Source organism: Mesorhizobium sp. M1322, from assembly GCF_040318085.1.
Lineage (GTDB): Bacteria > Pseudomonadota > Alphaproteobacteria > Rhizobiales > Rhizobiaceae > Mesorhizobium.
Genome location: NZ_JAMYLP010000004.1, coordinates 64,368 through 89,562 on the forward strand (window position 1 = coordinate 64,368; position 25,195 = coordinate 89,562).

The window sequence follows — 25,195 nt, forward strand, 5'->3', positions numbered from 1 at the left end:
CGGTTTCCATTCCTATTATCTCCTCGCTACTGAGGCGTGATCCTGTTATCTACCCGCCCAAACGAGCAAAGGCCACATGGACGACAAAAACAAGAAATTCCCGCGCAAGAGTGGCCCGAAATCGTCGGGCCCGCGTGGTCGTGATGCCGCTGCCGGCAAAGGCGGTAAGCCGTCCTTCGGCACGAAAAAACCGTACGCGCCGCGTGGCGACCGCCCGATGGCGGCCGACAGCGAGCGGCCGAAGCGCGACTTCAAAGCCGGCGACAGGCCGTTCAGCAAAGGGCCGCGCCCTGAAGGCAAGCCCTATGAAAAGCGCGAGGGGCCGCGCAAGCCATACGCGCCACGTGGCGACCGCCCGATGGCGGCTGACAGCGAGGGGCCGAAGCGCGACTTCAAGAGTGGCGACCGGCCGTTCAGCAAGGGGCCGCGCCCTGAAGGCAAGCCCTATGAAAAGCGTGAGGGGCCGCGCAAATCATACGCGCCGCGTGGTGACCGCCCGATGGCGGCCGACAGCGAGCGGCCGAAGCGCGACTTCAAAGCCGGCGACAGGCCGTTCAGCAAAGGGCCGCGCCCGGAAGGCAAGCCTTATGAGAAGCGCGAAGGTCCGCGCAAGCCCTCCGCACCGCGCGGTGACCGGCCGGCAGGTGCCGAAGGCGAGCGCGGCGAAAGGCGCTTCGTCCGTCCCAAGGGAGAGTTCAGTGATCGCCCCAAACGCGACTTCAATGATCGTCCCAAGCGCGATTTTGCCGGTGATCGGCACCAAGGGGCATCGGCCGGCGGCTTCAAGCCGCGCCCGCGTCCCGCCGAAGCGACGGAAGAGGCTGGTGAGCGAATCGCCAAGCGGCTGGCCCGCGCCGGCCTTGCCTCGCGCCGCGATGCCGAGGAGCTTATCGCGGCCGGCCGCGTCAAGGTCAATGGAAGGGTGCTGTCCTCACCCGCCTTCAATGTGATGCCTGGCGACATCATCCATCTCGACGGCATGGAGATCCCGCCGATCGAGCGCACCCGGCTGTTCCTGTTCCACAAGCCGGCCGGCGTCGTCACCACCAACCGTGATCCCGAGGGCCGCAAGACCGTCTTCGACGTGCTGCCGGCCGACCTGCCGCGGCTGATGACCATCGGCCGGCTCGACATCAACACCGAAGGCCTGCTGCTGCTCACCAATGATGGCGGGCTGGCGCGCGTGCTGGAGCTGCCGGCAACCGGCTGGCTCCGGCGCTACCGCGTGCGCGTCCACGGCAAGGTCGAGGAAAGTGCGCTCGCCGGCCTGCGCGAAGGCATCGCCGTCGACGGCGTCTTCTATGGCGCCATCGAGGCGACGCTCGACCGCGAGCAAGGCACCAACGCCTGGCTGACGCTCGGCCTGCGCGAAGGCAAGAACCGCGAAGTCAGGAACATACTGGGCTCGCTTGGCCTCGACGTGACGCGACTGATCCGCATTTCCTACGGACCGTTCCAGCTCGACGACCTGCCGGAGGGCCATGTGCTGGAGATCAAGGGCCGCGTGCTGCGCGACCAGCTCGGCGAACGCCTGGTCGAGGAATCCGGCGCCAATTTCGACGCCGACATCACCAAGCCGTTTTCCAACAGGCCGGTGCGGCGCGAGCGGGAAGAGGAACCTGAGCGGCCGAAATTCACCCGCGACGGCGAACGCCGCCCGATCGGCGAAGGCGGGCTGATCAAGAACCGCAAGCGCCGCGAAGGCAGCCGCGACGAGGCGCTGGGCAAGCTGTCGACAAGTCCCGGCAGAAGCTTTGGGCCGGAAAAGAGCTTTGGTGAGCGTGGCCCCAAATCTGAGCGTAGCGCGCCACGCGGCGGCTTTGGCGATCGCGGCCCGAAGCCCGGTGGATTCGGCGGCAAACCGGGCGGAGGGAAAAAGTCCGAACGCGAGCAGCGTCCGATCGAGCCGCCGGGCCAGCGCAAGGCCAATGTCTGGATGGCGCCGGGTGCGCGGCCGATCGGCAAGGGCAGGGCGGACGCCGATGCCGCCAAGGTGGCCGAAGCCAAGGAACGCAAGGCCTCGTTCAAGCCGTCTTATGGCAAGCCCACCAAACCCGGAGGCGCAAAGCCTTTCGGCAAGCCGCGTGGCGAACGCCCCAATTCCGGCAGTACTGATAGCGGCAAGGGCAGCGACCGGCCGCGCAGCGGCCCTAAGGGATCAAGGGGAGGCAATGCGGATCGTCGGCGGTGAGTTTCGCGGGCGTCCGCTGGCGACGCCCCGCTCAAGCGCCATTCGCCCGACCACCGACCGCACCCGCGAGGCTGTCTTCAACGTGCTGGCGCATCGCTTCCCCGATAGGCTGGTCGGCACGCGCGTGCTCGACCTGTTCGCCGGCACCGGCGCGCTCGGCCTCGAGGCGCTGTCACGCGGCGCATCTTATGGCGTCTTCATCGAAGAATCGGCCGAAGGGCGCGGCCTGATCCGCACCAATGTCGAGGCCTTCGGCCTCACCGGGCGTACCAAGATATTCCGTCGCGACGCTACGGCTCTGGGCGAGGCGGGCACGATGGCCGCGTTCGGCCTGGTGTTCGCCGATCCGCCCTATGGCAAGGGCCTGGGCGAACGTGCCTTGCGCTCGGCCAAGGCCGGCGGCTGGCTCGCCCCCGGCGCGCTCTGCGTCGTCGAGGAGGCGGCAGCGGCGCCGTTCGAGGCAGGGCCGGGCTTTTCGGTTGTCGACGAGCGCAACTACGGCGAGACGGTTATCCGCTTCATCGAAGCCGCCTGAGTTCGGCCGCCTTTGCGCGCGAAAATGACGAACAAATCACTTTGCCTGTATCGCCATCCCCGCCTATCGTCCCACCCCACGACAACCGGAGCCATTGATGACACCTCAGGCTGAATGGCTGCGCGGAACGCTCTTGGCGCTGGCGCTCGTGATGACCGGCCCGGTTCTGGCCGACAACAAGCCGGATGACGGCAAGGTGACGAATTTCCTGCTCGACAACGGCATGGAGGTCGTCGTCATTCCCGATCACCGCGCGCCGATCGTCACTCACATGGTGTGGTACAAGATCGGCAGCGCGGATGAGCCGCCCGGCAAGTCCGGCATCGCCCATTTCTTCGAGCATCTGATGTTCAAGGCGACGACCAATCACGCGGCCGGCGCGTTCGACCGCGCCGTCTCCGCCATCGGCGGTTCGAACAACGCTTTCACCTCCTATGACTATACCGCCTTTTATGAAACGGTGGTGCCGCAGGCGCTCGAGCAGATGATGGATTTCGAGGCCGATCGCATGCGCAACCTCATCCTTAACGACAATGTCATCGCCACCGAGCGCGACGTGATCCTCGAGGAACGCCGCTCGCGCATCGACAGCAATCCGCAGGCAGTGCTCGGCGAGGAGATCGACGCCACGCTCTGGCAGAATCAGCCCTATCGCATTCCGGTGATCGGCTGGATGCAGGAGATGGAGAAGCTGAACCGCGCCGACGCCACGGCCTTCTACGACAAATATTACACGCCCAACAACGCCGTGCTGGTGGTCGCCGGCGATGTCGACCCGGAGGTGGTCAAGGCGCTGGCCGAAAAGACCTATGGCAAGATCGCGCGTGGTCCAGACCTGCCGCCGCGCATCCGTCCGGCCGAACCCGAGCAGAACACCAGGCGCACGGTGACGCTCACTGACGCGCGTGTCAGCGTGCCGAACTTTTCGACGCAATGGGTGGTTCCCTCCTATCACACTGCAAAGCCGGGCGAAGCGGAAGCGCTGGACCTGCTGGCGGAGATCCTCGGCGGCGGTAGCCGCAGCCGGCTCTACCAGCAGCTTGTCGTCAAGCAAGGCATCGCCGCCGAGGCCGGCGCCTTCTTCCAGGGCACCATGCTCGATGCCACCAACTTCACCGTCTATGGCGCGCCGCGCGGCGACGCCAAGCTGGCCGATGTCCAGGCGGCGGTCGAGGCCGAGGTCGCCCGCATCGCCAAGGACGGCGTCACACCAGGCGAGCTGGAGAAGGCCAAGGATCGTTTCGTCCGCTCGATGATCTTCGCCCGCGACAAGCAGGATTCGATGGCCAACATCTACGGCGCGACGCTCGCCACCGGCGGCAGCGTCAGGGATGTCGAGGAATGGCCGGGCCGGATCCGCAAGGTCACCGCCGACGAAGTCAGGGACGTTGCCGCGCGCTATCTCAATCTCAACCATTCGACATCAGGCTATCTCTTGCCGCAGACACAGGCAGGGAATTGATCGATGACGAGCTTGAGCGTTTGCGCTGCCCCTCACCTGCCTGCCGGCATCCTCCCCCCGTATAGCGACGGGGAGAGGGGCGCTGTCATCGACGGTTTCGCCAATCACGAGCGTTCGGAAGAAGGGCGCCGGCATTGCGGCCAGCCCCTTCTCCCCGTCACTATACGGGGAGAAGTGCCCGGCAGGGCGATGAGGGGCGGCGCTGACTCCGACAGCTATTCGTCTCGAACGTCAGTTGGAAGCCACCATTTATCCGAAGCGATTGCCCTGAAGCGCGTTGCCACCCCACTGGTTACCCTTTTCCTCTCCCTGCTCTTCCTCGTCCTGCCGGCGCTTTCCGCTCATGCGGCCATGAGCATCCAGGAGGTGACCTCGTCAAAGGGCATTACCGCCTGGCTGGTGGAGGATTATTCCGTGCCGCTGGTCGCCATCCGCTTCGTCTTCGATGGCGGCACAACGCAGGATCCCGCTGGGAAGGAAGGGCTTGCCAATCTGATGAGCGGCCTGTTCGACGAGGGCGCCGGCGATCTCGACAGCGAGGCCTTCCAGATAAAGCTGGACGACGTCGGCGCCGAGATGAGCTTCGAAGCGGCGCGCGACGGCACCTACGGCTCGATGCGCATGCTGGCCGAGCAGCGCGACGCGGCGTTCGACCTGTTGCGACTGGCGATTACAGAGCCGCGTTTCGACCAGGCGCCAATCGACCGCATCCGCGCGCAAGTGCTGTCCGGCATCATCGCCAACGAGCTTGACCCCGATACGCTCGCCCAGCGCAAATGGCTGGAGGCACTATACGGCACCCACCCCTATGCGCGACCCGACCAGGGCACCAGGCAAAGCATCGCCACGATTAAGCCGGCCGATCTCATCGCCTTTCACAAGGCGAACTTCGCCCGTGATGGCCTGCATGTGGCGGTGGTCGGCGCCATCGATGCCGAGACGTTGAAGAAAAAGCTCGATATTGTCTTCAGCGGCCTGCCGGAACACCAGGCGCTCGCGCCCGTCGCCGATGTCGATCCGAAACTCAACCAGCAGCTCGAGGTCAATTACGACCAGCCCCAGACGTCGCTGCAACTCGCCTATCCCGGCGTCAAGCGCAGTGCGCCGGAATTCTTCGCCGCGGTGCTGATGAACGAGATCCTCGGCGGCAGCGCCTTCACCTCGCGGCTGTTCAACGAGGTGCGCGAAAAACGCGGCCTGGCCTACAGCGCCAGCTCCGACCTGGTCGACCACCAGCACGCCAACGCCCTGGCCATCACCACAGCGACCCGCGCGGACCGGGCGGCAGAGACGTTGGCTGTCGTGCGCGAGGTGGTGAAGCGCATGGCCGAGGAGGGGTCGACCGAAGCGGAACTGGCGGCGACCAAGAAATACCTGATCGGCGCCTATGCCATCAACAATCTGAACTCCTCCGGCGCCATCGCCGCGACGCTGCTCGAACTGCAGCTCGACAAGCTCGGCATCGACTACATGCAGCGCCGCGCCGCCCTCATCAACGCGGTGACGCTGGATCAGGTCAAGGCGGCAGCGAAAAAGCTGCTCTCCGCCGAGCCGGCCATCATGATCGTCGGGCCGAAGGTCGGCGAAGCCGAGAAGGAATGAGCCCAATGGGGGGCAAGGAATGAGCCCGAGCTTCGGCATCGCCTTCGGCGGCGGCGGCGCCCGCGGGCTGGCGCATATCCATGTCATCGAGGCGCTGGACGAATTGGGTATAAAGCCGGTCGCCATATCAGGCTCATCGATCGGCGCCATCATGGGCGCCGGCATGGCTTCGGGCATGGCCGGCAGCGACATTCACGACTACATGCGCTCGATCCTCGGCCGCCGCGCCGAGGTGGCGGCGCGCATGTGGCGGGCGCGGCCCGGCACGTTTGCCGAGGCGCTGCAGGGCGGGCTGCGTGTCACCCAGTTCAATGTCGAGCGCATCCTCAAGGCATTCATGCCCGATGCCATACCCGAAAGCTTTGCCGAGTTGAAAATACCGCTGAAGGTGACGGCCACGGATTTCTTCGGCCATAAGCTCGCGGTGCTTAGCGACGGCGACCTGCATTCAGCGCTTGCCGCCTCTGCGGCTATTCCCGCGGTATTCCGCCCGGTGATGCGCGACGGGAGGCTGCTGATCGACGGCGGCATCTACAATCCGGTGCCGTTCGACCTGATCGAGCACGACGCCGACATCATCATCGCCGTCGACGTCGTTGGCGCGCCGACCAAAGGCGGGCGCAAATACCCGACCTCCGTCGACCTGATGTTCGGCGCCACCCAATTGATGATGCAGTCGATCATCGCCGCCAAGCTGAGGCAGTGCCACCCGGACATACTGGTCCGGCCGGCGGTTTCGAAATACCGCGTGCTCGATTTCATGAAGATCGACGCCTTGATGGCCGAAACGGCCGATATCAAAGACGAGCTGAAGCGGGAGATCGAGAAGGCGGTGGAGGCGCGGGCCAAGGTCGACACGGGCAAGCGCACCAAGCAGGTGGGCAGGTTGGGCGTGGCGCGGAAAGTCTGATGCCTGGTGGCGTCAATCGAACGAGCGCAAGCGTTTGAACATTTGGAACATCCTCACTCCGATAAATTCAGCAGACCTTTCGCGATATGACTATTCCGCCGGGGCTTGTACCGTTCGCGGGTCGATCGAACGGTTGAGAATCAGCGCCCCGGCATGGTTTTCGCACGCCGCTGTTCGCGGCTGTTGCCGCACGCCCGGGCAGATCGCCGCCAGTCCCTCCATCGTCAGCACGTCGGGTATTCTCGTGTGGCTGACGCAAAGCGCACCGTCGGCACCCCACGCCGCTTCGAACGACATATCAGGCGCGGCCTCGTCCTGTTGAATGCCCTTGCGATCGTAGATGACGATCGGCGTCCCGTTGCGGGTGTGGCCAACGCCATCGCCGCAATAATCGGCGCGGATCATGCGGGTGCATGCCTGATGATGATCCCAGAGCGGTGTGCCGTCCAGAGACGTCTTCCAGGGCCGATATCCGAAGCGCACGCATTTCGCCTGCGCGCCGCCGGTGCAGGTAATGCTGAACGCCATATCGGACGGCAAATGGCGACCGTCCTGCGTCCAGGTGCCGGCAAGCGGGAAGCCCATGCGCCGACCCTCGATGTCCGGTTCGCAGATGTTGCGCCATGCACCGCTAGCCGGGTCGCGGGTCGACATGGCGTAGAGCATGACCTCGCCATCCGGATTTCTCGGATCGGTCTCGACCGCATCGATGCGCAGCGGCATCCAGTCCTGTCCGTCACCACCAATCGTCAGAACGGCGCCGACGAGATCCTCTTGAACGACAATGCGACCATCTTCCGTCGTCACCTCGAACCTTGTGCCGACAACGGAGATCGAACTGATCGCTGGCTCGGTCCCGGCCTCCGCATGGGGCACCGCGGCCATGCTGGAAATGGCTGCGGCGACGGCGACTAAGGTGTGGCGGCCGATATGGGCGAGGCGGTTCCTGTAGCCTGACATTGTGGGCTCCTGACGGCCAAAGAGAACGGACAGCACAACGCCATCCGTTCCATTGACGACGAACGCCGGACCTTAACGCTTCGGCGAAGGAGTCGGCCGGTCGTGGTTAATCCCGGCGCCGCTGCCGGTGCCGTGCTGGCCAGACGGAAGGCCGTTGCCTTTCTTGCTGGCGCTCGATGACCTGGCATTGTTCTTCTGGACAGCCGGCAAACCGCGGATGTTGGGGTCAATGATTGAACGCTCGTTCGGGTCGATGACGGAGCGGACGTTCGGGTCGACGATGGATTTGCCGGTCGCAGCGAGGCTTTTCGCGAGAACGATGCCGTCGGCATGCACGCCGTTGAGCGCATAGACACCGAGGCCGTTGCTGGTCAGAGAATTGCTGGTCAGTGAATTGCTGGTCAGCGAGTTGTACCGCAGCCCGTTCAGCGATTTGCCGTTCATGCCCATCGGGCCTTCAGCGCTGGCCGGTGCGACGAGGCAGGCCATTGCCAAGACGGCGGCCATGTAAGTCTTGAAGCGATTCATCTTGATTTCCTTTTCGTTTTCAGCGGAGCCATCCCATCGGGTTCGCTCCATGGGGCGTTTTTCGCTCCCGGCTGTTTCGGACGAATGCCGAATTCAGCCGTTTTGTTTCAGTTGTTGCGATCCGGGCAGCACGCCTGATCAGCGAACGTCGCGATGCCAACAGGCATGACGGCTCGCGTCCGCATGCCCAATGACGACAATCGCTGTGCGCGCACGGCGCGGCGACACAAAGGAAACCTTCAGCCGGAAAATCGGCAAATCCGCGCAACATCCCTGCGTCATCAGTGGCGCCAGAAACGAGGAGATTTCTGGCGATGCAACCCTTGCGAAAAACCCGATCGAGCGGCGAGGTGACGGCGGCCCAAACGGCACGTCTGGCGGTTCTGGCGGGCACCCCAGGCCTGCTGCTGACGGCATACGCAGCGGCGACGTCCACGTCGCTGACCATCCGCGCCGACCTCGCGCTGACGCTGATGGACATGCTGGTGCTCGTCACCGTCGCGATCGTGGCTGGCGGCCGCAGGAACGGGGGCGCCGGCCGCAAGCGTCAGGCGGCCTTGGCCGAGACGCTCGCCAACGCGTTCGCTGCGCTGGGCATGTGCCTTTCAATGGCTATCGTCGCCAGCATCGCGGTCCAGCGGATCGCGGCCGGCGGTGTCGAACCCCAAGGCCAAGGCGTCGTTCTCGCCATGAACTTGAACCTGGCCTACGCTGTGATCAACCTGTGGATACTGCGCCGATGGAAGGCCCGCAACAGGCTTGCCGCCTCTGCGCTGGCACGCGCACAAATCTGCCTCTTCTCGGACAAGCTCTCGTCGAACCTGCTCATCGCCGCGTCGCTCGCAACAGCCATGATTTGGCAAGGCACGTTGATGGCCCGCTTCATCGACCCGGTTGCCGGGCTGCTGATTGCGACGATGACAGCGCGCTGGACCATTCCTGTCGTGCGGGACACCGTTCGAAGCCTGCGACGGGAATTTCGCCGAGCGCGCAAGCCGATCGTGTAAGGCGAGGCGATGAACGGCTCTGATCCGTCCTGGCTGGAGGCCTTAGCCTCTTCTGTCTGTTGAGATTCAGGTCGAGCCAAGGAGAGGCGCGCAGCCAGTCGCCGGATCGCTGCACTCTTCGGCCACTGTAACGGCATGGATCCCAGGGTCTCCGCGACGTCGCTTCGCTCCTGCTCCGCCCTAGGATGACGAAAGCATAGTGGTGTAAAGCTAATCGCAGATGTCGGAGATTGGCAGTTGCGTTGCGCATAGCGGGTCGCGGCGGATGCCAAATCGCAAACCTTCGAGATTGGCTGAACCGATCCTCACTTCGTCATCCTAGGGCGGAGCGCAGGAGCGAAGCGACGTAGCGGAGACCCTAGGATCCATGCCGTAACATTCGGGCGCTGCTGCGTTGAACAGTAGGGGCTCACCTCACTTGGCCTTTTTGGCCCTCACCGTTCTTCGTGAGCATCTTCTTTTAGCGGCGCCGCGCCTCATCCTAAGCAGGCTCGTAGACATAGCCTTCGCCACGAACCGTCACCAGGACTGCCGGAGCCTCGGGTTCGGTCTCGAACTTCTTGCGCAGTCGCGTAATCCGGATGTCGATGCTCCGGTCGCCCGGCTCGAGGTCGCGGTTGTGGGCCAGCCTGCACAGCTGGTCGCGCGACAATATCTGCCTGGGATGGCGCGCGAAGACGCATAGCAGGTCGAATTCCATGGACGTCAACTGCACGTCGGCGCCGTCTGCGTCGACCATCGTGCGGCCGTCCATATCGAGGACGCAGCCCCCGAAACGGATGCGGTTCTCAGGCGTCCGCTCGTCCTCGCCCAGGCGCCGGATGACGCTCCTGACACGCGCCAGAAGTTCGCGTGGCTCAAACGGCTTGGCCATATAGTCGTCGGCGCCGGCGGCAAGACCTTCGAGCCGATGCGGCAGGTCACCGACGGCGGTCAGCATGAGGATGCCGGCGCGGCTCTGCTTGGCAATTTCGCGGGCGAGGTCATAGCCGCTTTCGCCGATGAGATTGACGTCGAGAATGACCAGGTTGGGGCTAAAGCGGTCGAGTTCGGTCAGCATTCCCGCTCCATCCGGAACGGATCGGACATCGAAGCCGTGCATGAGCAGGTAATCCGACAGCATCTCGCGCAACGGCGCTTCGTCGTCGACGATGAGCAATTTCTGTTTTGTCACGCTTCGGCCTCTTCCATTGCGCTGGTCTCCATCGCCCTTAGGCGTTCCATCACGAGCCTGCGAAAGGTCTGCGGATCGAGCGGTTTCTCGATCACCGGCGCGCCCGTCTCGCCGATGAAGCGATCGATTTCGGGTGCCAGCGTGTCGCCGGTCACGAACAGCAGGCGGCGGGTGAGCCCGGGGCGCAATTGTTCCAGCGCACGATAGAGGCCGGGGCCGTCGAGGCCAGGCATGCGTATGTCGCTGATCAAAAGATCGATTCCTCCCTCGCGCACAGCTTTGAGGGCAGCATTCGCGTCGTCGGCGATGGTGACGTCGTGGCCATCGCGGCGCAGCATCTCGGCGATCATCGAGGCAATGTCGGCATCGTCGTCGACCACCAGAATTCGTGCGGCCGAGGGCGCAGGCGGCATCCTGCCGGCAGCTTCGGGCGGAGCCAGCGTCTCGGCTCGGCCGCTTGGAAGCCGGATTGTAAACCGTGCACCGCCGCCTTCCGTCGAATCCAGTTCTATGCTGCCGTCGTGGGCAGTCACGATGCCCTGGCAGACAGATAGCCCGACCCCGGTGCCTTCACCGGCCATTTTGGTCGTGTAGAAAGGCTCAAAAGCACGCGAGCGGACCGTCTCCGGCATGCCTGGGCCATTGTCGGCGACAACGATCTCGACGACATCGTCTTCTCCGGTGGTGACAATGGTCAGCCGCCGCGGGTGCGGGACCTGCAGCAAAGCCTGCTGCGCGTTCACCACCAGGTTGGTGACCACCTGATGAAGCTGGTCCCTGTCGCCCCAGATATTGGGAAGCGGTTCCGCTAGTTCGGTGCGGATCTCGATCCCGGTCGAGCGCAGGCTGTAGGCGGCAAGTTCCAGCGAAGCGAGGACGACTTCATTGATGTCGACGGCGCCCCGTGTCGGCGGTTTCTTGCGCGCCATCGCTAAAAAGGTCCGGACGATGCGCGAGCATCGCTCGGCAGCCGCGTGGATCTTGTCGGCGCGCCCCACGGTCGCCTCGTCCGTCGAGAATTCCTTCAGCATCGAACTGTAGCCGATGACGACCGACAGCGGATTGTTGAGTTCATGCGCCACGCCAGCCAGCAGCGAACCGAGAGCGGCGAGTTTTTCCGACTGGTACAGCGTTTCACGCTGGCGGGCGATCTCCGCCTCGGCTTCGCGCTGGCGGGTAATGTCGGTGACGGCGGCAAGCATTGCCGAACGGCCGGCCTGCGTGATCAGCCGCGCCGAAACCAGCGTATCCATTCTTGAGCCTTGCATATTGGTCATGCCGGCTTCGAATGCATCGACGATGCCGTCTCTCTGCAAAAGCCGCAGGAGATGGTCTCGCTGCGAGAGATCTTCCCAGGTCGCCGTCGCTTCGGCTCCGATCTGGCCGACCTCGATGCCGAGCGTCTTGCGCGCCGGTTCGTTGACGAACAGGATTTCGGGGCCTTCTATTGCCGAGATGGTGATCGGCAGCGGCACGCCTTCAGCGATGGCGCGAAACTGCGCCTCCCGTTCGGCCAACAGTTTCTCGGCTTCAATTCTGGCTTGCTCGGCCAGGACGCGGTCGGAGATGTCGCGGCCGACGGACTGCACTTCGACAAGGTGCCCGTCGCTGTCGAAAATGCCATGATCGTTCCAGGCGAGCCATCGGCGCGCGCCATCCGGCATCGCATTGACAAGTTCCATGCTGGCATCCGGCGCTTGCGGGGTGAGGCGGGCAAGGTGGTCCAGGAACCTGCGCCGTTCGTCGGGCGGCAGCACATCGAGTTCGCACCAGGACGGGTCGAGAAGCTGTTCGCGGGTCATCCGGCATGCCCGGCAATAGGCGTCGTTGACGAAGCTCAAATGACCCTCCGGCGACATCCGGACGACGAATTCTGTCTGCAGCTCGACCACGCTGCGGTAGCGCTGCTCGCTGGCCTCGAGTGCCTGACGGGCGAGTTTCTGCTCGGCTATATCGCGTCCGATGGACTGTATTTCGATGAGCTTGCCGCTGTCGTCGAAGATGCCGCGATCGGTCCAATGGATATGGATCTCGCGACCATCGCTTAGGGCGCCGGCCTCTTCCACCTCGAAAACGGGCCGTTCGGGGGTCACTCGGCCGATGATCTCGTCGAAGCTGCCAAAATCGGCGGAAAACGAGTTGAAATAGTGCCAGTCCGGGCTGAGCAACTCTTCGCGTGTCTTGCCGACGAGGCGGCAATAGGCGTCATTGGCGAAGCTCATGCGCCCATCCGGCGCGACCCGGATGATATATTCCGTCTGTGCCTCGACAACATTTCGGTAGCGCTGTTCGCTGTCGGCCAGTTCGCGCAGGGCCGTGCGGTTTTCGGCGAAGATGCTCGAAGCCATATCGATCCAGGGCTGCCAAAGCGCCGAGGTTTTGATGGCGGCCCCGGGGTTGTCGGTGGTTTCGCCAGCGGCGCCGGAGCGCACATGATCGACAAGAGAGATCGCCGGGCCGACGATCTCCCTCAGAAACACTCTGTGCAAAGCGTATATCGAGACAAGCAGCCCGACCAAAATGAGCGCATAGGGAAAAAACGACTGTTGCAGGGCGTAGGACTGGTAGAGGCCAATGCCGGCGACAAGCACGAGAAGCGGCAAAACGCAGGCCGCCATCAACGACGCGTAATGCCTGGACAGCTTCGAGGAGGTCGTCACGGCGAGGTCTCCACAGACGGATGCGCCGTCACGACGGTTGCTGTTCCCGTGGGGCCAGTGGACTGAACGGCTCCCGGCCTGTCAAGCCGGCCTGCCCGGCCATCCGCCCGACGTTGTTCGACAAATAACCGCTGGATGTTTCGCGATGATGCCGTGAGCCGGGTTTCCCGGCTTCTATTGTTTCAATTGTGTCGAACCAGCCCGAAATCGGCAGCAGACGAGCCTGCTCGTGCGATTGACCGGGGGTTAATGCGCCCTGTAGGTTTGGAGCGTCGCTCGCCGCGGGGGAAACGCATGGCCGACATCATTGTCGTGGACGACGAGACCGACGTGGCGTTCATGATCGCCGACTATTTGCAGGCGAAAGGCTACCGCATACGCATGGCATCCGGCGGCGCCGAACTGCGCGAGGCGATCGCGGCGGCGAAGGCGGATCTTGTCGTTCTCGACCTCAACATGCCGGGCGAGAACGGCTTCAGCCTGGCCCGCTGGCTACGCGAGCATCACGACACCGGCATCCTGATGCTGACGGGCGCCGATTCGGTCTTCGACAAGGTGGCGGGCCTCGAGGTCGGCGCGGACGACTATCTGGCAAAGCCCTTTGCACCGGTCGAGCTGGAAGCGCGGATCGCCGCGGTGTTGCGCAGGCGCAGGCCGAAGGGCCCGGATAATGCCGACGCTTTGCCGGCCGGGCATTTCGCCTTCGGAACCTATGTGTTCGACGCCCGCGCGAGAAACCTCATCGACACCGACGGCGTGGCCTTTGCGCTGACGCCGATGGAGCTCGATCTGGTGGCGGCCTTCGCCACCCGGGCCGGCCAGGTCATTGGCCGCGACGAATTGCTCGATCTTGCGCCGCCCAGGGGCGACGAGCCCTTTGACCGCAGCATCGACAGCCGCATCACCAGGCTGCGCCGCCGGCTCGAAAAGGATCCGGCCAAGCCGGAACTGATCAAGACGATCCGCGGTGTGGGATACCTGTATCCGAAGCGGTGACCGTATCCTTGGTGTTGCGAGCGGTTGAACTTGCGGGCGGAACGATCTGCATGACAAGGCGCATCAGATCGGCCTGGCGGGAGACGCCGGTCTTCTGGAAGATATTGTCGAGATGCGTCTTCGTGGTCGCGTTGGCAATGTGAAGGCTGGCGCCGGTCTCGGCAAGCGTGTGCCCGGCGAGAAGGCTGGCGAGCACGCGGGTTTCGGCGAGCGTAAGCCCAAAAGCTGTCGCCAGCATGTCGGCGGCGTCATGCTCGTCCGGTGCATTGCCGATGAACACCGCGGCTACCGCCGCGGGTTCCATGCCGGCGCGCAGATCGCCGCCGGCCATCGGCAGCACGCGGGCGAAGACGGGCGGCAGGTCGGGTTCGGTGAGGCCGACGGCAAACCCGGTCTTGCCGATGCTTGCCTCATCCTGAGCCGCAAGCATGATGGCGCTGTGAAGCTCCTTGGAAGCCGACGGGATCTTCGCTTGCAGAATGCCATGGACATCCTGGATCGGGCCGCCGCTCCGCAGCATGTGCTTGGCCGAGCGGTTGGCGTGCAGGATGGCGCCACGCTCATTTGTAAGGACCACGGCGCATGCGAGCGCATCGAGCGCCTCGGCCATCCCTGCGCGCTCGATCGTGCTGATGTCGAGCATGTTGCTGATCATCACCGAACGGCGCACATGCGGCAGCAACAGTCCGCCAAGCTTGATTTCGCGCTCGGTGATAATGCCTTGCCGCTCATGTCGGGCAACAGCGAAGCCGGCAAGGCGGGTAGGGGTGTGGATCAGGAAAAACGACATGACGTCGATCAGGCCTTGCGGCTTCAGGTACTCCTGAAAATATCGGGAGGTCCCCAGGTAGGTTCGAGGGACATGGCGTGAGACCACATGCGGCACTTCGAGCGAAGGCCATGTCGAGAGATCCTCGATCAGCCGGGCGTGGATCTCGGGGATATGTTTCGCCTGCTGCTCCAGCCAGTATGGCTCGATTCCAACGGTCCTGTAGATCAGCAGCCGGTCGTTACTGAGGTCGTTAAGGTGCAAGACCGCAGTCTGGGCGTTGAGCGCATCCCTGATCCCGGCAAGCGCGTCCTCCCATCGCTCCGGGTTGAGTGCGCAATCGTAGATCGAGCCGATCAGCTTCGACAGCTCATGATGCGACAATGCCTTGGCCATAGACGGCCCCCCGCATGTCGACAGCGCGTCCGATGCGGAAAGCCGCGCCCTCTCACAGGTGCTCTCGCTCCTCCAAACTTTAGCGATCGCTTAAATTCAATTATCTCCCCCAAACAGGGGATGTGCAAGCAACCGTGCGGTGAAATGCTTGCGCCCCAGAAGAAAGTCACACTTGATTGTGACAACCAGTGGGGTTCAGCGCCGTTCCCGGCTCGCGGGCCTTCGCGAATGCGATGAAGCCGGGGGGCTTATCATGAATTCTTCCTATGTGCGCCGACTGTCTCGGCGCGCCACCGCCTATTGCTGAAACTTTGAGCCGGGCTCGACCCGGACAATTCGGGATGGAGCAGCATTATGTACAGGTACATTGCTTTTGCAGCACTTTGCATGGCGGCGATGCCCGCGCATGCCGGCGAGCTTGGAGCCATGAAGGCCGAAAGCATCGATCTCGCCGGCTTCCTTGGTGTCGTCTATTATACGCCGCAGGAGGACGGCTATCGGGTGGTCACCACAATCGCGCAGGGCGAGGCTGGCTTGCCCGTGCGTTTCGTCGCGACACTGACCGAGAACCAGATAGTCGCGGTCTCCGTGCCAGGCAAGCTGGGAGAGTCGGACCAGATCATCGAGATAGCGCGTGTCGGCGGCAAGCTCGTTGTCAGCCCGCAGCCGATAGACGGGATCGTGGTTTCTTCTCCGAAGCTCGCCGTTGACTGATGACCGCCGTCGAGTGATCAAAGGTCGAGTGATCCCAAGGTCGAGTGATCCAGGGTCGAGTGATCCAGGGGCGTGCGCGTTGCGGCGGCGCGGGATGAGTCTGCAACATTGGCCACAGACGATGTCGCCATGGCTCGTCCCGTCTGTCGTCGTCTTTAGCCTCGCCGCCGGGCTCAGTGCGTCTTCGCAAGATGACCTGGCCACGGGCAGGTTCTACGAAATTGTCGGCGGCAAGGTCGATGCGCGAACCTACAACGGCTTCCGTCGCTACCATGGCAGCTGCAATCACTGCCATGGTCCCGACGGCATGGGCTCGACGTTCGCCTCGGCCCTTGTCGACCGGCTGCCCGGCATCGAGGTCTTTCGGCGCAACGTTCGCGACGGCGTGCGCAGCGGCCCTTCGGTGATGAAGGGCTTCGCCGACGACCCCAACGTCGCTCCTTACATCGACGACATCTACGCCTACCTGCAGGCCCGTGCCGACGGTGCGCTTGGCCGCGGTCGGCCCGAGAGGCTTGAACGGTAGAGTATCGCTGGCTGCTGACGTACCCTCATAGTCGGAGACCACAGCCATCGTGCAGCTCGAGGCGCTGCGCTCCGGCATCTGGAACCAAGAGCACCTGGGGCGGATCCAGAATGTTGGGTCAGGGGCGTTTCCGACGATTGCGAAGCGCAATCACTCCAGGTTTGCGCCGCCCCTCATCGCCCTGCCGGGCACTTCTCCCCGTATAGAGACGGGGAGAAGGGGCACTGCGGCAACCTCGGCATCCTTTCCGAAACGCTGGAGATTGGCGAAATCGTTCGTGAAGGCGTTCTTCTCCCCGTCCCTATACGGGGAGAAGGTGCCGGCAGGCGGATGAGGGGCGGCGCGGCGTCGACAATTTCCCGCCATTCTCCTCCTCCTCCTCCTCCTCCTCCTCCGATCCTTCGTAGGTGGCCCGGATCAGATCAGCCCCACTTCATCTCGCCGGTGGCGACCTTGGAGCCGATGTCGAGCGCAACGCCCATGCCGAGGTTGGGGAAGCGGGCCTCCATGGCGCCCTTGAGCGCGGCCGCGTCCTTGGCCTTTGCCAGTTCTTCCTCGAAGGCAATGAGATAGGTTTTGGTGTGCTCGACGCCCGACAGGTCGGTGGCGGCCTGCGGCGTCATGTGGCCGGGCACGACGATTTCAGGCTTGGCGGCCGCGATCTTGTCGAGATTGGCGAGCCAGGCGGCGCGCTGTTCCTTGCTCGACGTGTCGGCGGTCCAGACATGCACGCCCGAAAAGATCATCACCCCGCCGAACACCGCATTCAGCGACGGAACTGAGAGATAGCGCCGGTTGGCGAGGCCTTCCGCATCGACGATCTCGATGGTCTCGCCATCGACGGTGAGCGTCTTGCCGTCGAACACTTCGGGGATGACGACATCGGCGAGCGCCTGCGGGCCATTCCCTTTGAGCTGCGGCCCCCAGACGGCGATTTTCTTGTCGACGCTGCCGTTGATGGCGGCCACCGTCTCGGCTGCGGCGATCACCCGTGCCTGCGGGAACGCGTCCTTGATCGGCTTGAGGCCGAAATAATAGTCCGGGTCGGACTGGCTGACATAGATGGTGGTGAGCGTCTTGCCCGTCGCCTTGACCGCCTCGGCCACGGCGCGGCCGTCGGAGTAGGTGAAACCGCCGTCGATTAGCAGCGCCTCGGAGGCGCCGGTGATCAGCACGGGGGCGCGAAAGAAGCCGTTTTCCCCGGCAGGAAAATGTTTCCAGGAAAGCCCTGCGGCTGCATGGCCAAGCCCAGCGGGAGCAAAGACGGCAGCGGCGCCGGCGGCGAGGGTGGTTTTCATGATGGCTCTCCGTGTGAACATGGATGTCTCCTGGGGCTCGAATGCGGAATTCCGGCGGCGCATCTCCCGCGCAGCCTTGATCCGGAAGATGGCAAAGGTGGAATGCGTATTGAAGGCCAACAAAATAGACGTAATGTATGCCATTGCCTGACAATGAGGTCGTACCTGCCATGAGCCACGCATGAACCTGAACCGGCTGGCCTATTTCGCTGCGGTGGTCGACGCCGGCTCCTTCACGCGGGCTGCCGAGCGGCTGGGCATCACCAAGGCGGTGGTCAGCCAGCAGGTGGCGCGGCTGGAGCGCGACGTCGAAACGACGCTGCTGATCCGCACGACGCGGCGCGTCCATCCGACCGAGGCCGGCCGGACATTCCATGCCCGCTGCCTACAAGTCCTGCAGCAGGCCGAGGACGCCTTTGACGAGCTCGCGCAAGCCGCCGCCGAGCCGACCGGCACGCTGCGCATCGCGGCGCCCAACGACTACGGCACGTCGGCAGTGGTGCCGGTGGTTACCGCCTTCAGCGCGCGCTATCCCGCCTGCCGGGTGGAACTGACGCTGGGCGACGAGACCATCGACCTGGCTTCCGGTGGAATGGACGTGGCGATCCGCGTCGGTTGGCTGGCCGATTCCAGCCTGCAGGCGCGGCGGGTCGGCACGTTCAGGCAGTTCATGGTGTGCGGCGCCGAGTTTGCCGGCCGGTTCACGGCTGGCGAACCGCAAGACCTTGCCGGACTGCCCTTCGTCGCCAACATGGCGCTGCGCGAACCGCTGCTATGGCAATTTTCGCACGGCGACGCCGAGCAAACCGTGCGCATGCAGGCAACGATCGCCATCGACGCGACACCGGCCGTGCTGGCCGCCGTCCGCGCCGGCGCCGGCCTGTCGGTGCTGCCGGATTTCTTGTTGCGGGACGAGCTGGCCGCAGGGCGGCTCGTCCAGATCCTGCCCGAATGGCAGCTGCCCTCCGGAGGCATCTACACCGTCTACCCCGCCGCGCGCTTCCGGCCGCCCAAGGTGACTAGGTTTGTCGAGATGCTGGTTGCGGCTGGGCAGCGGATGGGTTGAAGCGGGGAGGGGCGGGTGCTGTAGAAGCGCGCGATCGAGAAGGCGATCGAGGCGCAGGGCGATGCGGCCAAGGCCAAACGCAGCAATCGGGTGGATGGTTGACCATTAATCGGGCCCCCAGCATTCTACTTGGCTCTGCCTCAGCTGCCGATGGCGCAGAGCAGCACCGCAGATCGGGAGATATTGCAGCGACGCACCTTCTACGGCAAGGAGAAGAAGAGCCTCGCCTACGTCATAGCCATCATGAACATGATCCTGCACGGGATCGATGCGCCGAACGTGTTGCACACCAACACCTTGGCTGAAAATGTCATGGATCTGCAGGAGCGGGACAAATTCGATGTGGTGCTCGCCAACCCGCCGTTCGGCGGCGGCGAGCGGGCGGAGGTGCAACAGAATTTCCTCATCCGCTCTAGCGAGACGGCTTATCTCTTCCTGCAGCACTTCATGCGCAGCCTGCGCGCTGGTGGGCGCGCCGCGATCGTCATCAAGAACACCTTTCTGTCTAACTTAGACGGAGCAGCGACGGCGCTGCGGCGCGAGTTGCTGGAGACATGCGACCTACACACGGTGCTGGACATGCCCGGCGGTACCTTCCAGGGCGCGGGTGTGAAGACGGTTGTATTGTTCTTCGAAAAGGGACGGCCGACCCGGCGGACGTGGTTCTACCAGCTCGATCCCGGGCGAAACCTTGGGAAGACAAACGCCCTGAACGACACCGATATGGCCGAGTTTGTGGCGATGCAGGCGGGTTTCGAGACGGGAGCAAGGAGTTGGGTAGTCGAAACTGCCGACGTAAATCAGCAGAGTTTGGATCTATCGCCCAACAACCCTAATGCGCCAGGGGCAGCCGAGTTGCGTTCCCCGGAGACTATTCTGGCCGAGATCGCTGCGCTGGATGCAGAAAGCTCTCAGATACTTAATCGTGTAAGGGCGCTGCTGTGAGCGTGCCGACAGTCCCGCTGGGATCCGTATGCGACCTCATTGGCGGCGGAACGCCTTCCAAAGATAATGCTCTGTTCTATACGGGCGACATACCGTGGGCGACCGTTCGGGATATGAGATCAGATGTAATCTCTGTAACAGAGTTCTCAATCACGTCGGACGCCGTTCGCGCCAGTACGACTAACATACTGCCGGCTGGGGCTGTCGTAATCGCTACGCGCGTCGGGCTCGGAAAGGTGTGTATAGTCAGGCGGCCGACCGCGATAAATCAGGATCTTCGTGGAGTGATCCCGCGCGATCCGGACAAGCTTTCGTCCCGATATCTATTCTGGTGGTTGAAGAGCGTCGCTCACTTGATCGAGGCCAAAGGCACTGGCGCCACGGTCCAAGGTGTGAAGCTGCCGTTTGTCGCTTCCCTAGCTTTGCCCCAACCGCCGTTGCCGGAGCAAGAGCGCATCGTCGCCATTTTGGATGAGGCGTTCGAGGGGATCGACGCTGCGACGGCGAATGCTGAGAAAAACGTGGCAAACGCGTTAGCACTTCAGCGAACCTGCCTTGAGCATCAGTTGGCGTCTTCGGCCGCCACCTATCCTAGAATGCTGCTTGAGGACCTTTGCGTGCCCGACAGGGTAATTACTTACGGTGTCGTTAAGCTTGGCGATCCGAAAACTGACGGAGTTCCGTGTCTTCGAACAAGCAATGTGCGGTGGCTTAACATCGATACCAGAGGCGTTAAACTGATAGATGCGTCGCTTTCCAACGAATACAAGCGAACGGTGCTGCGTGGCGGCGAAGTATTAGTAAATGTCCGAGGTACGCTAGGAGGCGTTGCGGTTGTTCCACAGGATATGGTCGGCTGGAACGTTTCCCGGGAAGTGGCCGTGGTGCCGGCCGATCCTGCGATCATTGATCCTAAATATCTGGCCTATTGGATCGGTACCGACACGAGTCAAGCATGGGTTACGGGTATGAGGACTGGAGCTGCCTACGTCGGGATTAACATAGCAGATCTCCGCAATTTGCCAGTTCCGGTTCTCCCCCTCTCGCACCAACGGCTTGTGGTGGAGCGTGTAGGTCGCGTTATGGCTGAGCTCGCTGAATTGGTGAGCATCTCCGATCGCAAACTCGCCACCCTCGCCGAATTCAAGCAATCCCTGCTCGCACGGGCTTTTTCTGGCGAGTTGACGACGACCGCAAAGGTCTCCGCGAAGCCAGCCAACGACAACGTCTTTGCGACCTCCGAGCAGGTGGCGAATGTGCTTGCGTTTTTGCACCAGCGTCATGAAGCAGCAAGGCGAGAAAAGACGTTCGGACATGTGAAAGCGCAGAAGGCCTTGCATCTGATCGAGAGCGTTTGCGGCGTTGAACTCGGCCGGGCACCCCGAAAGGATACGGCAGGCCCAAACGACTTCGCCCATATGCTGAAGGCAGAAACTTGGGCTAGACGCCATGGCTTCTTCGAGTTCGTCGAACGACCTGGCGGCGGCTATGATTTCAAAAAGCTCGCGAACCACAACAAGATGTTGGCGGCAGCGAGGTCCGCCCTCAAGCCAATAGAAGGCAAAGTCCAACGGATAGCCGACCTCATCCTGCCACTTGATTCCGAACAGGCCGAAGTGCTGGCCACCGTGCACGCGGCGTGGAACAACCTCATTCTGGACGGTCGTAACGTTACCGATAACGCGATTCTGCGGGAGGCCCGCGAAGACTGGCACCCAGATAAGTTGAAAATTCCTGAAGCGAAATTCCGGGATGCTATCCGGTTGATCCGCAAACTGGGCATTGTTCCCGACGGCAGCGCGAAGCGGGTCGCGCATCTTCAACCGAAACTGCTGTGAACGAATCCGAGACCCGCGCCGAACTGATCGATCCTGCCCTCAAGGCGGCCGGTTGGGGCGTGGTTGAGGGCAGCCGGGTGCGGCGGGAGATGATCTGCCCGGGGCGCATTCTGGGTGCCGGCCAGCGAGGCGAGGCGACTACGGCCGATTATGTGCTGACCTATCGCGGGCGCAAGCTGGCGGCGGTTGAGGCCAAGGCGAAGGGCAAGGGTGTTACCGCCGGACTAGGGCAGGCCAAGGTCTATGCCGACAAGCTGAAGACCCGGTGGGCCTATTCAAGCGACGGGAACGGCGTCTATCGAGTAGATATGGAGACGGGAAAGGAAGGTCCAGTCGCGAACTGGCCCACGCCCGATGCCCTCTGGGCCATGACCTTCGCCGAAGAGAATGCGTGGCGCGACGCCTTCGCAGCTGTGCCATTCGAGGAGAGGGGTGGCAGCCAGCCGGCTCGATACTATCAGGTGAACGCCGTGCAGGCGGTGCTGGACGTGCTGGCTGAAGGGCGGAAACGGGTTCTGCTGACACTGGCGACCGGGACGGGCAAGACCTTCATTTCCTTTCAACTGGCTTGGAAATTGTTTCATGCGCGATGGAGCCTCGCGGGTGAGCCGACGCGGCGGCCGCGCATCCTGTTCCTCGCTGATCGCAACATCCTGGCGGATCAGGCCTACAACGCCTTCTCGGCATTTCCTGACGACGCCCTGGTGCGCATCAAGCCGGACGCTATCCGCAAGAAGGGCCGCGTGCCCAAGAATGGCAGTGTCTTCTTTACTATCTTCCAGACCTTTACCAGCGGGAAGACCGACGCTCTGGGTCGGGAGGAGGCGTATTTCGGCGATTATCCACCCGACTTCTTCGACTTCATCATCATCGATGAATGCCATCGTGGCGGCGCGAACGCCGAGGGCGAGTGGCGGGCGATTCTGGAGTACTTCGCGCCGGCGGTTCAGTTGGGCCTGACGGCGACGCCGCTGCGGCGGGATGAGAACCGCGACACCTATGCCTATTTTGGCAAGCCGGTTTATACCTACTCGTTGCGCGAAGGGATCGAGGACGGTTTCCTGACACCGTTCAAGGTGCGCCAGCACAAGACGACGCTGGATAACTATGTCTGGACTTCGGATGATACCGTCGTGAGCGGTTTCGCTGAAGAGGATCGGCGCTACACTTCCAAGGACTTCAACCGGATCATTGAGATCGAAGCCCGCGAAAAATATCGGGTCGAAGTCTTCATGAAAGAGATCGATCAGCGGCAGAAGACGCTGGTGTTCTGCGCTACCCAGGATCACGCGGCGGCTGTGCGAAATCTGATCAACCAGATTAAGGACAGCGCGGATCCGCACTATTGCGAGCGGGTGACAGCCGACGACGGAGCGATGGGAGAGCACTGGCTACGTCAGTTCCAGGACAACGAAAAGACCATTCCAACCGTACTGACCACGTCGCAGAAGCTGTCGACGGGCGTGGACGCGCGCAATGTGCGCAATATCGTGCTCTTGCGGCCCGTGAACAGCATGATCGAGTTCAAGCAGATCGTTGGACGGGGTACGCGGCTGTTCGACGGCAAGGAGTATTTCACCATCCATGATTTCGAGGAAGCCTACCAGCATTTCCTCGACCCCGAATGGGATGGTGAACCGTTAGAGCCCGTTGCTGTGGAACCCAAAGGGCCACCGCCCGAGCCTGATCCATCCAAACCGCCGAAGGAGCGCGAGGAGCCTGAAGAGCGACCGGCGAAGGTGGTTATCATGCTGGCCGACGGCAAGGCGCGGTCGATCCAGCACATCAGCGCCACCAGCTTCTGGGGTCCGGATGGGCGGCCGTTGTCGGCTGCCGAATTCATCGAAAGTCTCTTCGGCAAGGCGCCGGAACTGTTCAGGGATGAGGACGAACTGCGGCGACTTTGGGGGGCACCACAGACGCGCAAGGCGCTGCTCCAAGGATTAGCTGAACGCGGGTTCGGGATAGAGACACTGAAGGAGATGGCGAGAGTTATCGACGCGCCAGACAGCGATATCTTCGATGTGCTGGCCTATGTGGCTTTTGCCCTACCGCCTGTAAGCCGGGCCGATCGGGTCGCCGACCGGAAGCCCGTCTTGCTAAGCGACTATAACGGTGAACTGGCGGTCTTTCTGGATTTCGTCCTGGGTCAGTATGTGAAACAGGGCGTCGACGAGCTGGATCAGGAGAAGCTGCCGCGCCTGCTTGAACTGCGCTATGCCAATGTCATGGAGGCTGCCGCGCGATTGGGCGGGGTGCCTATAGTTCGAAACGCTTTCATCGACTGCCAGCGTGGCTTGTTTGAGCGTTCCAACGCCTGATGTTGTCCGCAACTTGCAACGCCGGAGAGGCTGTAGCCCTTCGCACACTCCACGCGAGCCAGCACGGGCGGCCGCACCATCCCACTTGCCTTACCCGCATCTTTGTCCTAATCTCCCTTTGAGAAAACCTTTTCCCAAGCCCACAGCGTTCCGCCGACCCACCTATTCGACACGCCACAGGCCCATAACAGAAAAGCTTTTCCCAAAATTGAAGGCCGATACCCGAAACATGTCCTCCGACGCCGCGCCAGCGCCCGCCAGGCAGCCAGTCACCCTCCGTGAGGTGGCAGCCCTTGCCGGCGTCAGCGTCGCCACGGCCTCAAAAGCGCTGAACGGGCAGGGGCGGATGACGGCCGAGACGCGCGAGCGTATTCGCGAGACGGCGCAGCGTCTTGGCTTTCGCCCGAACAGCCTGGCGCAGAGCCTGTTGCGTCGGCGCAGCTTCACCGTCGGGCTCTTGACCAACGACACCTATGGCCGCTTTTCGCTGCCGGTCATGTCGGGCATTTCGGATGCGCTGGTCGACAAGGGCGTCTCGGTGTTTTTGTGCAATGTCGAGGATGACCAGCGCCTCGGCCAGCTCCATGTCGATGCCATGCTCGACAAGCGCGTCGACGGCATCATCGCCACCGGCAAGCGCATCGATCGCCATCTGCCGGTCGACCTGTCCAATCTCGGCATCCCCACGATTTACGCCTTCACCCAGCCCGATCCCGGAGCCATCGCTTTCGTGTCTGATGATGCCGGCGGCGCGCGCCTGGCGGTCGAGCACTTTTGGCGGCTCGGGCGGCGCCGCATCGCCCATGTCACCGGGCCGGCGAGTTTTGCGGTGGTGCACGCGCGGGCCCAGGCCTATCGTGACGTGCTGACCGAGAAAGGCTTGCCGGTCATGGAACCATTGCTCGGATCGTGGTCGGAAGCGTGGGGTCACGAGGCGGTGAACAAGCTCTTCGACGGCGACGGCGAGGGCGAAAAGCCCGATGCTGTCTTCTGCGGTAACGACCAGATCGCGCGCGGCGTCATCGACGCGCTGCGCGAGCGCGGGCTTGATGTGCCAGACGATGTCGGCGTCATCGGTTTCGACAATTGGCAGATCGTGGCCGAGGCAACCCGCCCGCCGCTGACCTCCGTCGACATGAACCTGGCGGCACTCGGGCGCGAGGCCGGCCTCACTTTGCTTTCGCTCGTCGGCGGTGAGCCCGCCGAGCCGGGCATCCGAAAACTGCCGTGCCGGCTGGTGGTGCGTCAGTCATGCGGCCGTCCGCCGGATGGCTAAACGAAACGGGCCGTACTGATC

At 63.1% G+C, this 25,195-nt stretch carries 20 protein-coding genes; 14 read left to right on the top strand and 6 right to left on the bottom strand.

Features of this window, described 5'->3' with window-relative positions:
* Nucleotides 1-76 precede the first annotated feature (76 nt).
* The 5 genes from NKH12_RS02675 (at nucleotide 77) to NKH12_RS02695 (ending at nucleotide 6,700) form a co-directional block, all read left to right on the top strand.
* Nucleotides 77-2,191, top strand: coding sequence for a pseudouridine synthase (locus NKH12_RS02675; protein ID WP_352951769.1), 2,115 nt, complete (start codon nucleotides 77-79; stop codon nucleotides 2,189-2,191).
* Nucleotides 2,172-2,726: a 16S rRNA (guanine(966)-N(2))-methyltransferase RsmD gene (gene rsmD, locus NKH12_RS02680; protein WP_352951770.1), complete on the top strand. Its 555-nt coding sequence runs from the start codon at nucleotides 2,172-2,174 to the stop codon at nucleotides 2,724-2,726. The genes NKH12_RS02675 and rsmD overlap by 20 nt, the downstream gene beginning before the upstream one ends.
* 97 nt (nucleotides 2,727-2,823) lie before the next feature.
* A complete protein-coding gene (locus NKH12_RS02685; RefSeq protein ID WP_352951771.1) occupies nucleotides 2,824-4,188 on the top strand; it encodes a M16 family metallopeptidase in 1,365 nt (454 codons plus the stop codon).
* Between the two features lie 3 nt (nucleotides 4,189-4,191).
* Nucleotides 4,192-5,790 (top strand): M16 family metallopeptidase, encoded by a 1,599-nt coding sequence (locus NKH12_RS02690; protein ID WP_352951772.1) that lies wholly within the window; start codon nucleotides 4,192-4,194, stop codon nucleotides 5,788-5,790.
* Between the two features lie 19 nt (nucleotides 5,791-5,809).
* A complete protein-coding gene (locus NKH12_RS02695) occupies nucleotides 5,810-6,700 on the top strand; it encodes a patatin-like phospholipase family protein (protein WP_352951773.1) in 891 nt (296 codons plus the stop codon).
* A 90-nt stretch (nucleotides 6,701-6,790) separates the two neighbouring features.
* On the opposite strand, the gene NKH12_RS02700 is transcribed toward NKH12_RS02695, so the two are convergent.
* Together NKH12_RS02700 and NKH12_RS02705 are read right to left on the bottom strand one after the other, a co-directional pair.
* A complete protein-coding gene (locus tag NKH12_RS02700; protein WP_352951774.1) occupies nucleotides 6,791-7,660 on the bottom strand; it encodes an ADYC domain-containing protein in 870 nt (289 codons plus the stop codon).
* A 72-nt stretch (nucleotides 7,661-7,732) separates the two neighbouring features.
* Nucleotides 7,733-8,188 (bottom strand): hypothetical protein, encoded by a 456-nt coding sequence (locus NKH12_RS02705; RefSeq protein WP_352951775.1) that lies wholly within the window; start codon nucleotides 8,186-8,188, stop codon nucleotides 7,733-7,735.
* Between the two features lie 314 nt (nucleotides 8,189-8,502).
* On the opposite strand from NKH12_RS02705, the gene NKH12_RS02710 reads away from it, so the two are divergent.
* Nucleotides 8,503-9,195, top strand: coding sequence for a cation diffusion facilitator family transporter (locus NKH12_RS02710; protein WP_352951776.1), 693 nt, complete (start codon nucleotides 8,503-8,505; stop codon nucleotides 9,193-9,195).
* Nucleotides 9,196-9,676: 481 nt separating this feature from the next.
* On the opposite strand, the gene NKH12_RS02715 is transcribed toward NKH12_RS02710, so the two are convergent.
* Nucleotides 9,677-10,369 (bottom strand): response regulator, encoded by a 693-nt coding sequence (locus tag NKH12_RS02715; RefSeq protein WP_352951777.1) that lies wholly within the window; start codon nucleotides 10,367-10,369, stop codon nucleotides 9,677-9,679.
* Complete coding sequence (locus NKH12_RS02720) at nucleotides 10,366-13,029, bottom strand: hybrid sensor histidine kinase/response regulator (RefSeq protein WP_352951778.1); 2,664 nt, start codon at nucleotides 13,027-13,029, stop codon at nucleotides 10,366-10,368. Before NKH12_RS02720 ends, NKH12_RS02715 begins: the two co-directional genes overlap by 4 nt.
* 294 nt (nucleotides 13,030-13,323) lie before the next feature.
* Between NKH12_RS02720 and NKH12_RS02725 the strand changes: the two genes are divergently transcribed.
* Nucleotides 13,324-14,025, top strand: coding sequence for a response regulator (locus NKH12_RS02725; RefSeq protein ID WP_352951779.1), 702 nt, complete (start codon nucleotides 13,324-13,326; stop codon nucleotides 14,023-14,025).
* Here the strand turns inward: NKH12_RS02725 and NKH12_RS02730 are convergent.
* On the bottom strand, nucleotides 13,982-15,190 hold the full coding sequence (locus NKH12_RS02730) for a helix-turn-helix transcriptional regulator (protein WP_352951780.1): 1,209 nt from the start codon (nucleotides 15,188-15,190) through the stop codon (nucleotides 13,982-13,984). The genes NKH12_RS02725 and NKH12_RS02730 overlap by 44 nt on opposite strands.
* A gap of 354 nt (nucleotides 15,191-15,544) precedes the next feature.
* On the opposite strand from NKH12_RS02730, the gene NKH12_RS02735 reads away from it, so the two are divergent.
* Together NKH12_RS02735 and NKH12_RS02740 are read left to right on the top strand one after the other, a co-directional pair.
* Nucleotides 15,545-15,904 carry a hypothetical protein gene (locus NKH12_RS02735; protein WP_352951781.1) on the top strand — a complete coding sequence of 120 codons (360 nt, stop codon included), beginning with the start codon at nucleotides 15,545-15,547 and terminating at the stop codon, nucleotides 15,902-15,904.
* Nucleotides 15,905-15,998: 94 nt separating this feature from the next.
* The gene (locus NKH12_RS02740) at nucleotides 15,999-16,430 is read left to right on the top strand and encodes a cytochrome c family protein (protein ID WP_352951782.1); all 432 of its coding nucleotides are present in this window, start codon (nucleotides 15,999-16,001) and stop codon (nucleotides 16,428-16,430) included.
* A 422-nt stretch (nucleotides 16,431-16,852) separates the two neighbouring features.
* Here the strand turns inward: NKH12_RS02740 and NKH12_RS02745 are convergent, their stop codons facing one another.
* The gene (locus NKH12_RS02745) at nucleotides 16,853-17,749 is read right to left on the bottom strand and encodes an MBL fold metallo-hydrolase (RefSeq protein WP_352951783.1); all 897 of its coding nucleotides are present in this window, start codon (nucleotides 17,747-17,749) and stop codon (nucleotides 16,853-16,855) included.
* A gap of 160 nt (nucleotides 17,750-17,909) precedes the next feature.
* On the opposite strand from NKH12_RS02745, the gene NKH12_RS02750 reads away from it, so the two are divergent.
* The 5 genes from NKH12_RS02750 (at nucleotide 17,910) to NKH12_RS02770 (ending at nucleotide 25,174) form a co-directional block, all read left to right on the top strand.
* Nucleotides 17,910-18,794 carry a LysR family transcriptional regulator gene (locus tag NKH12_RS02750; RefSeq protein WP_352951784.1) on the top strand — a complete coding sequence of 295 codons (885 nt, stop codon included), beginning with the start codon at nucleotides 17,910-17,912 and terminating at the stop codon, nucleotides 18,792-18,794.
* A 150-nt stretch (nucleotides 18,795-18,944) separates the two neighbouring features.
* The gene (locus tag NKH12_RS02755) at nucleotides 18,945-19,739 is read left to right on the top strand and encodes an HsdM family class I SAM-dependent methyltransferase (protein ID WP_352951785.1); all 795 of its coding nucleotides are present in this window, start codon (nucleotides 18,945-18,947) and stop codon (nucleotides 19,737-19,739) included.
* Nucleotides 19,740-19,741: 2 nt separating this feature from the next.
* Nucleotides 19,742-21,577 (top strand): restriction endonuclease subunit S, encoded by a 1,836-nt coding sequence (locus NKH12_RS02760; protein WP_352951830.1) that lies wholly within the window; start codon nucleotides 19,742-19,744, stop codon nucleotides 21,575-21,577.
* Entirely contained in the window at nucleotides 21,574-23,898 is a 2,325-nt protein-coding gene (gene hsdR / locus NKH12_RS02765; RefSeq protein WP_352951786.1) for an EcoAI/FtnUII family type I restriction enzme subunit R, read from the top strand. Before NKH12_RS02760 ends, hsdR begins: the two co-directional genes overlap by 4 nt.
* A 229-nt stretch (nucleotides 23,899-24,127) precedes the next feature.
* Nucleotides 24,128-25,174, top strand: coding sequence for a LacI family DNA-binding transcriptional regulator (locus NKH12_RS02770; RefSeq protein WP_352951787.1), 1,047 nt, complete (start codon nucleotides 24,128-24,130; stop codon nucleotides 25,172-25,174).
* The last annotated feature ends 21 nt before the right edge of the window (nucleotides 25,175-25,195 follow it).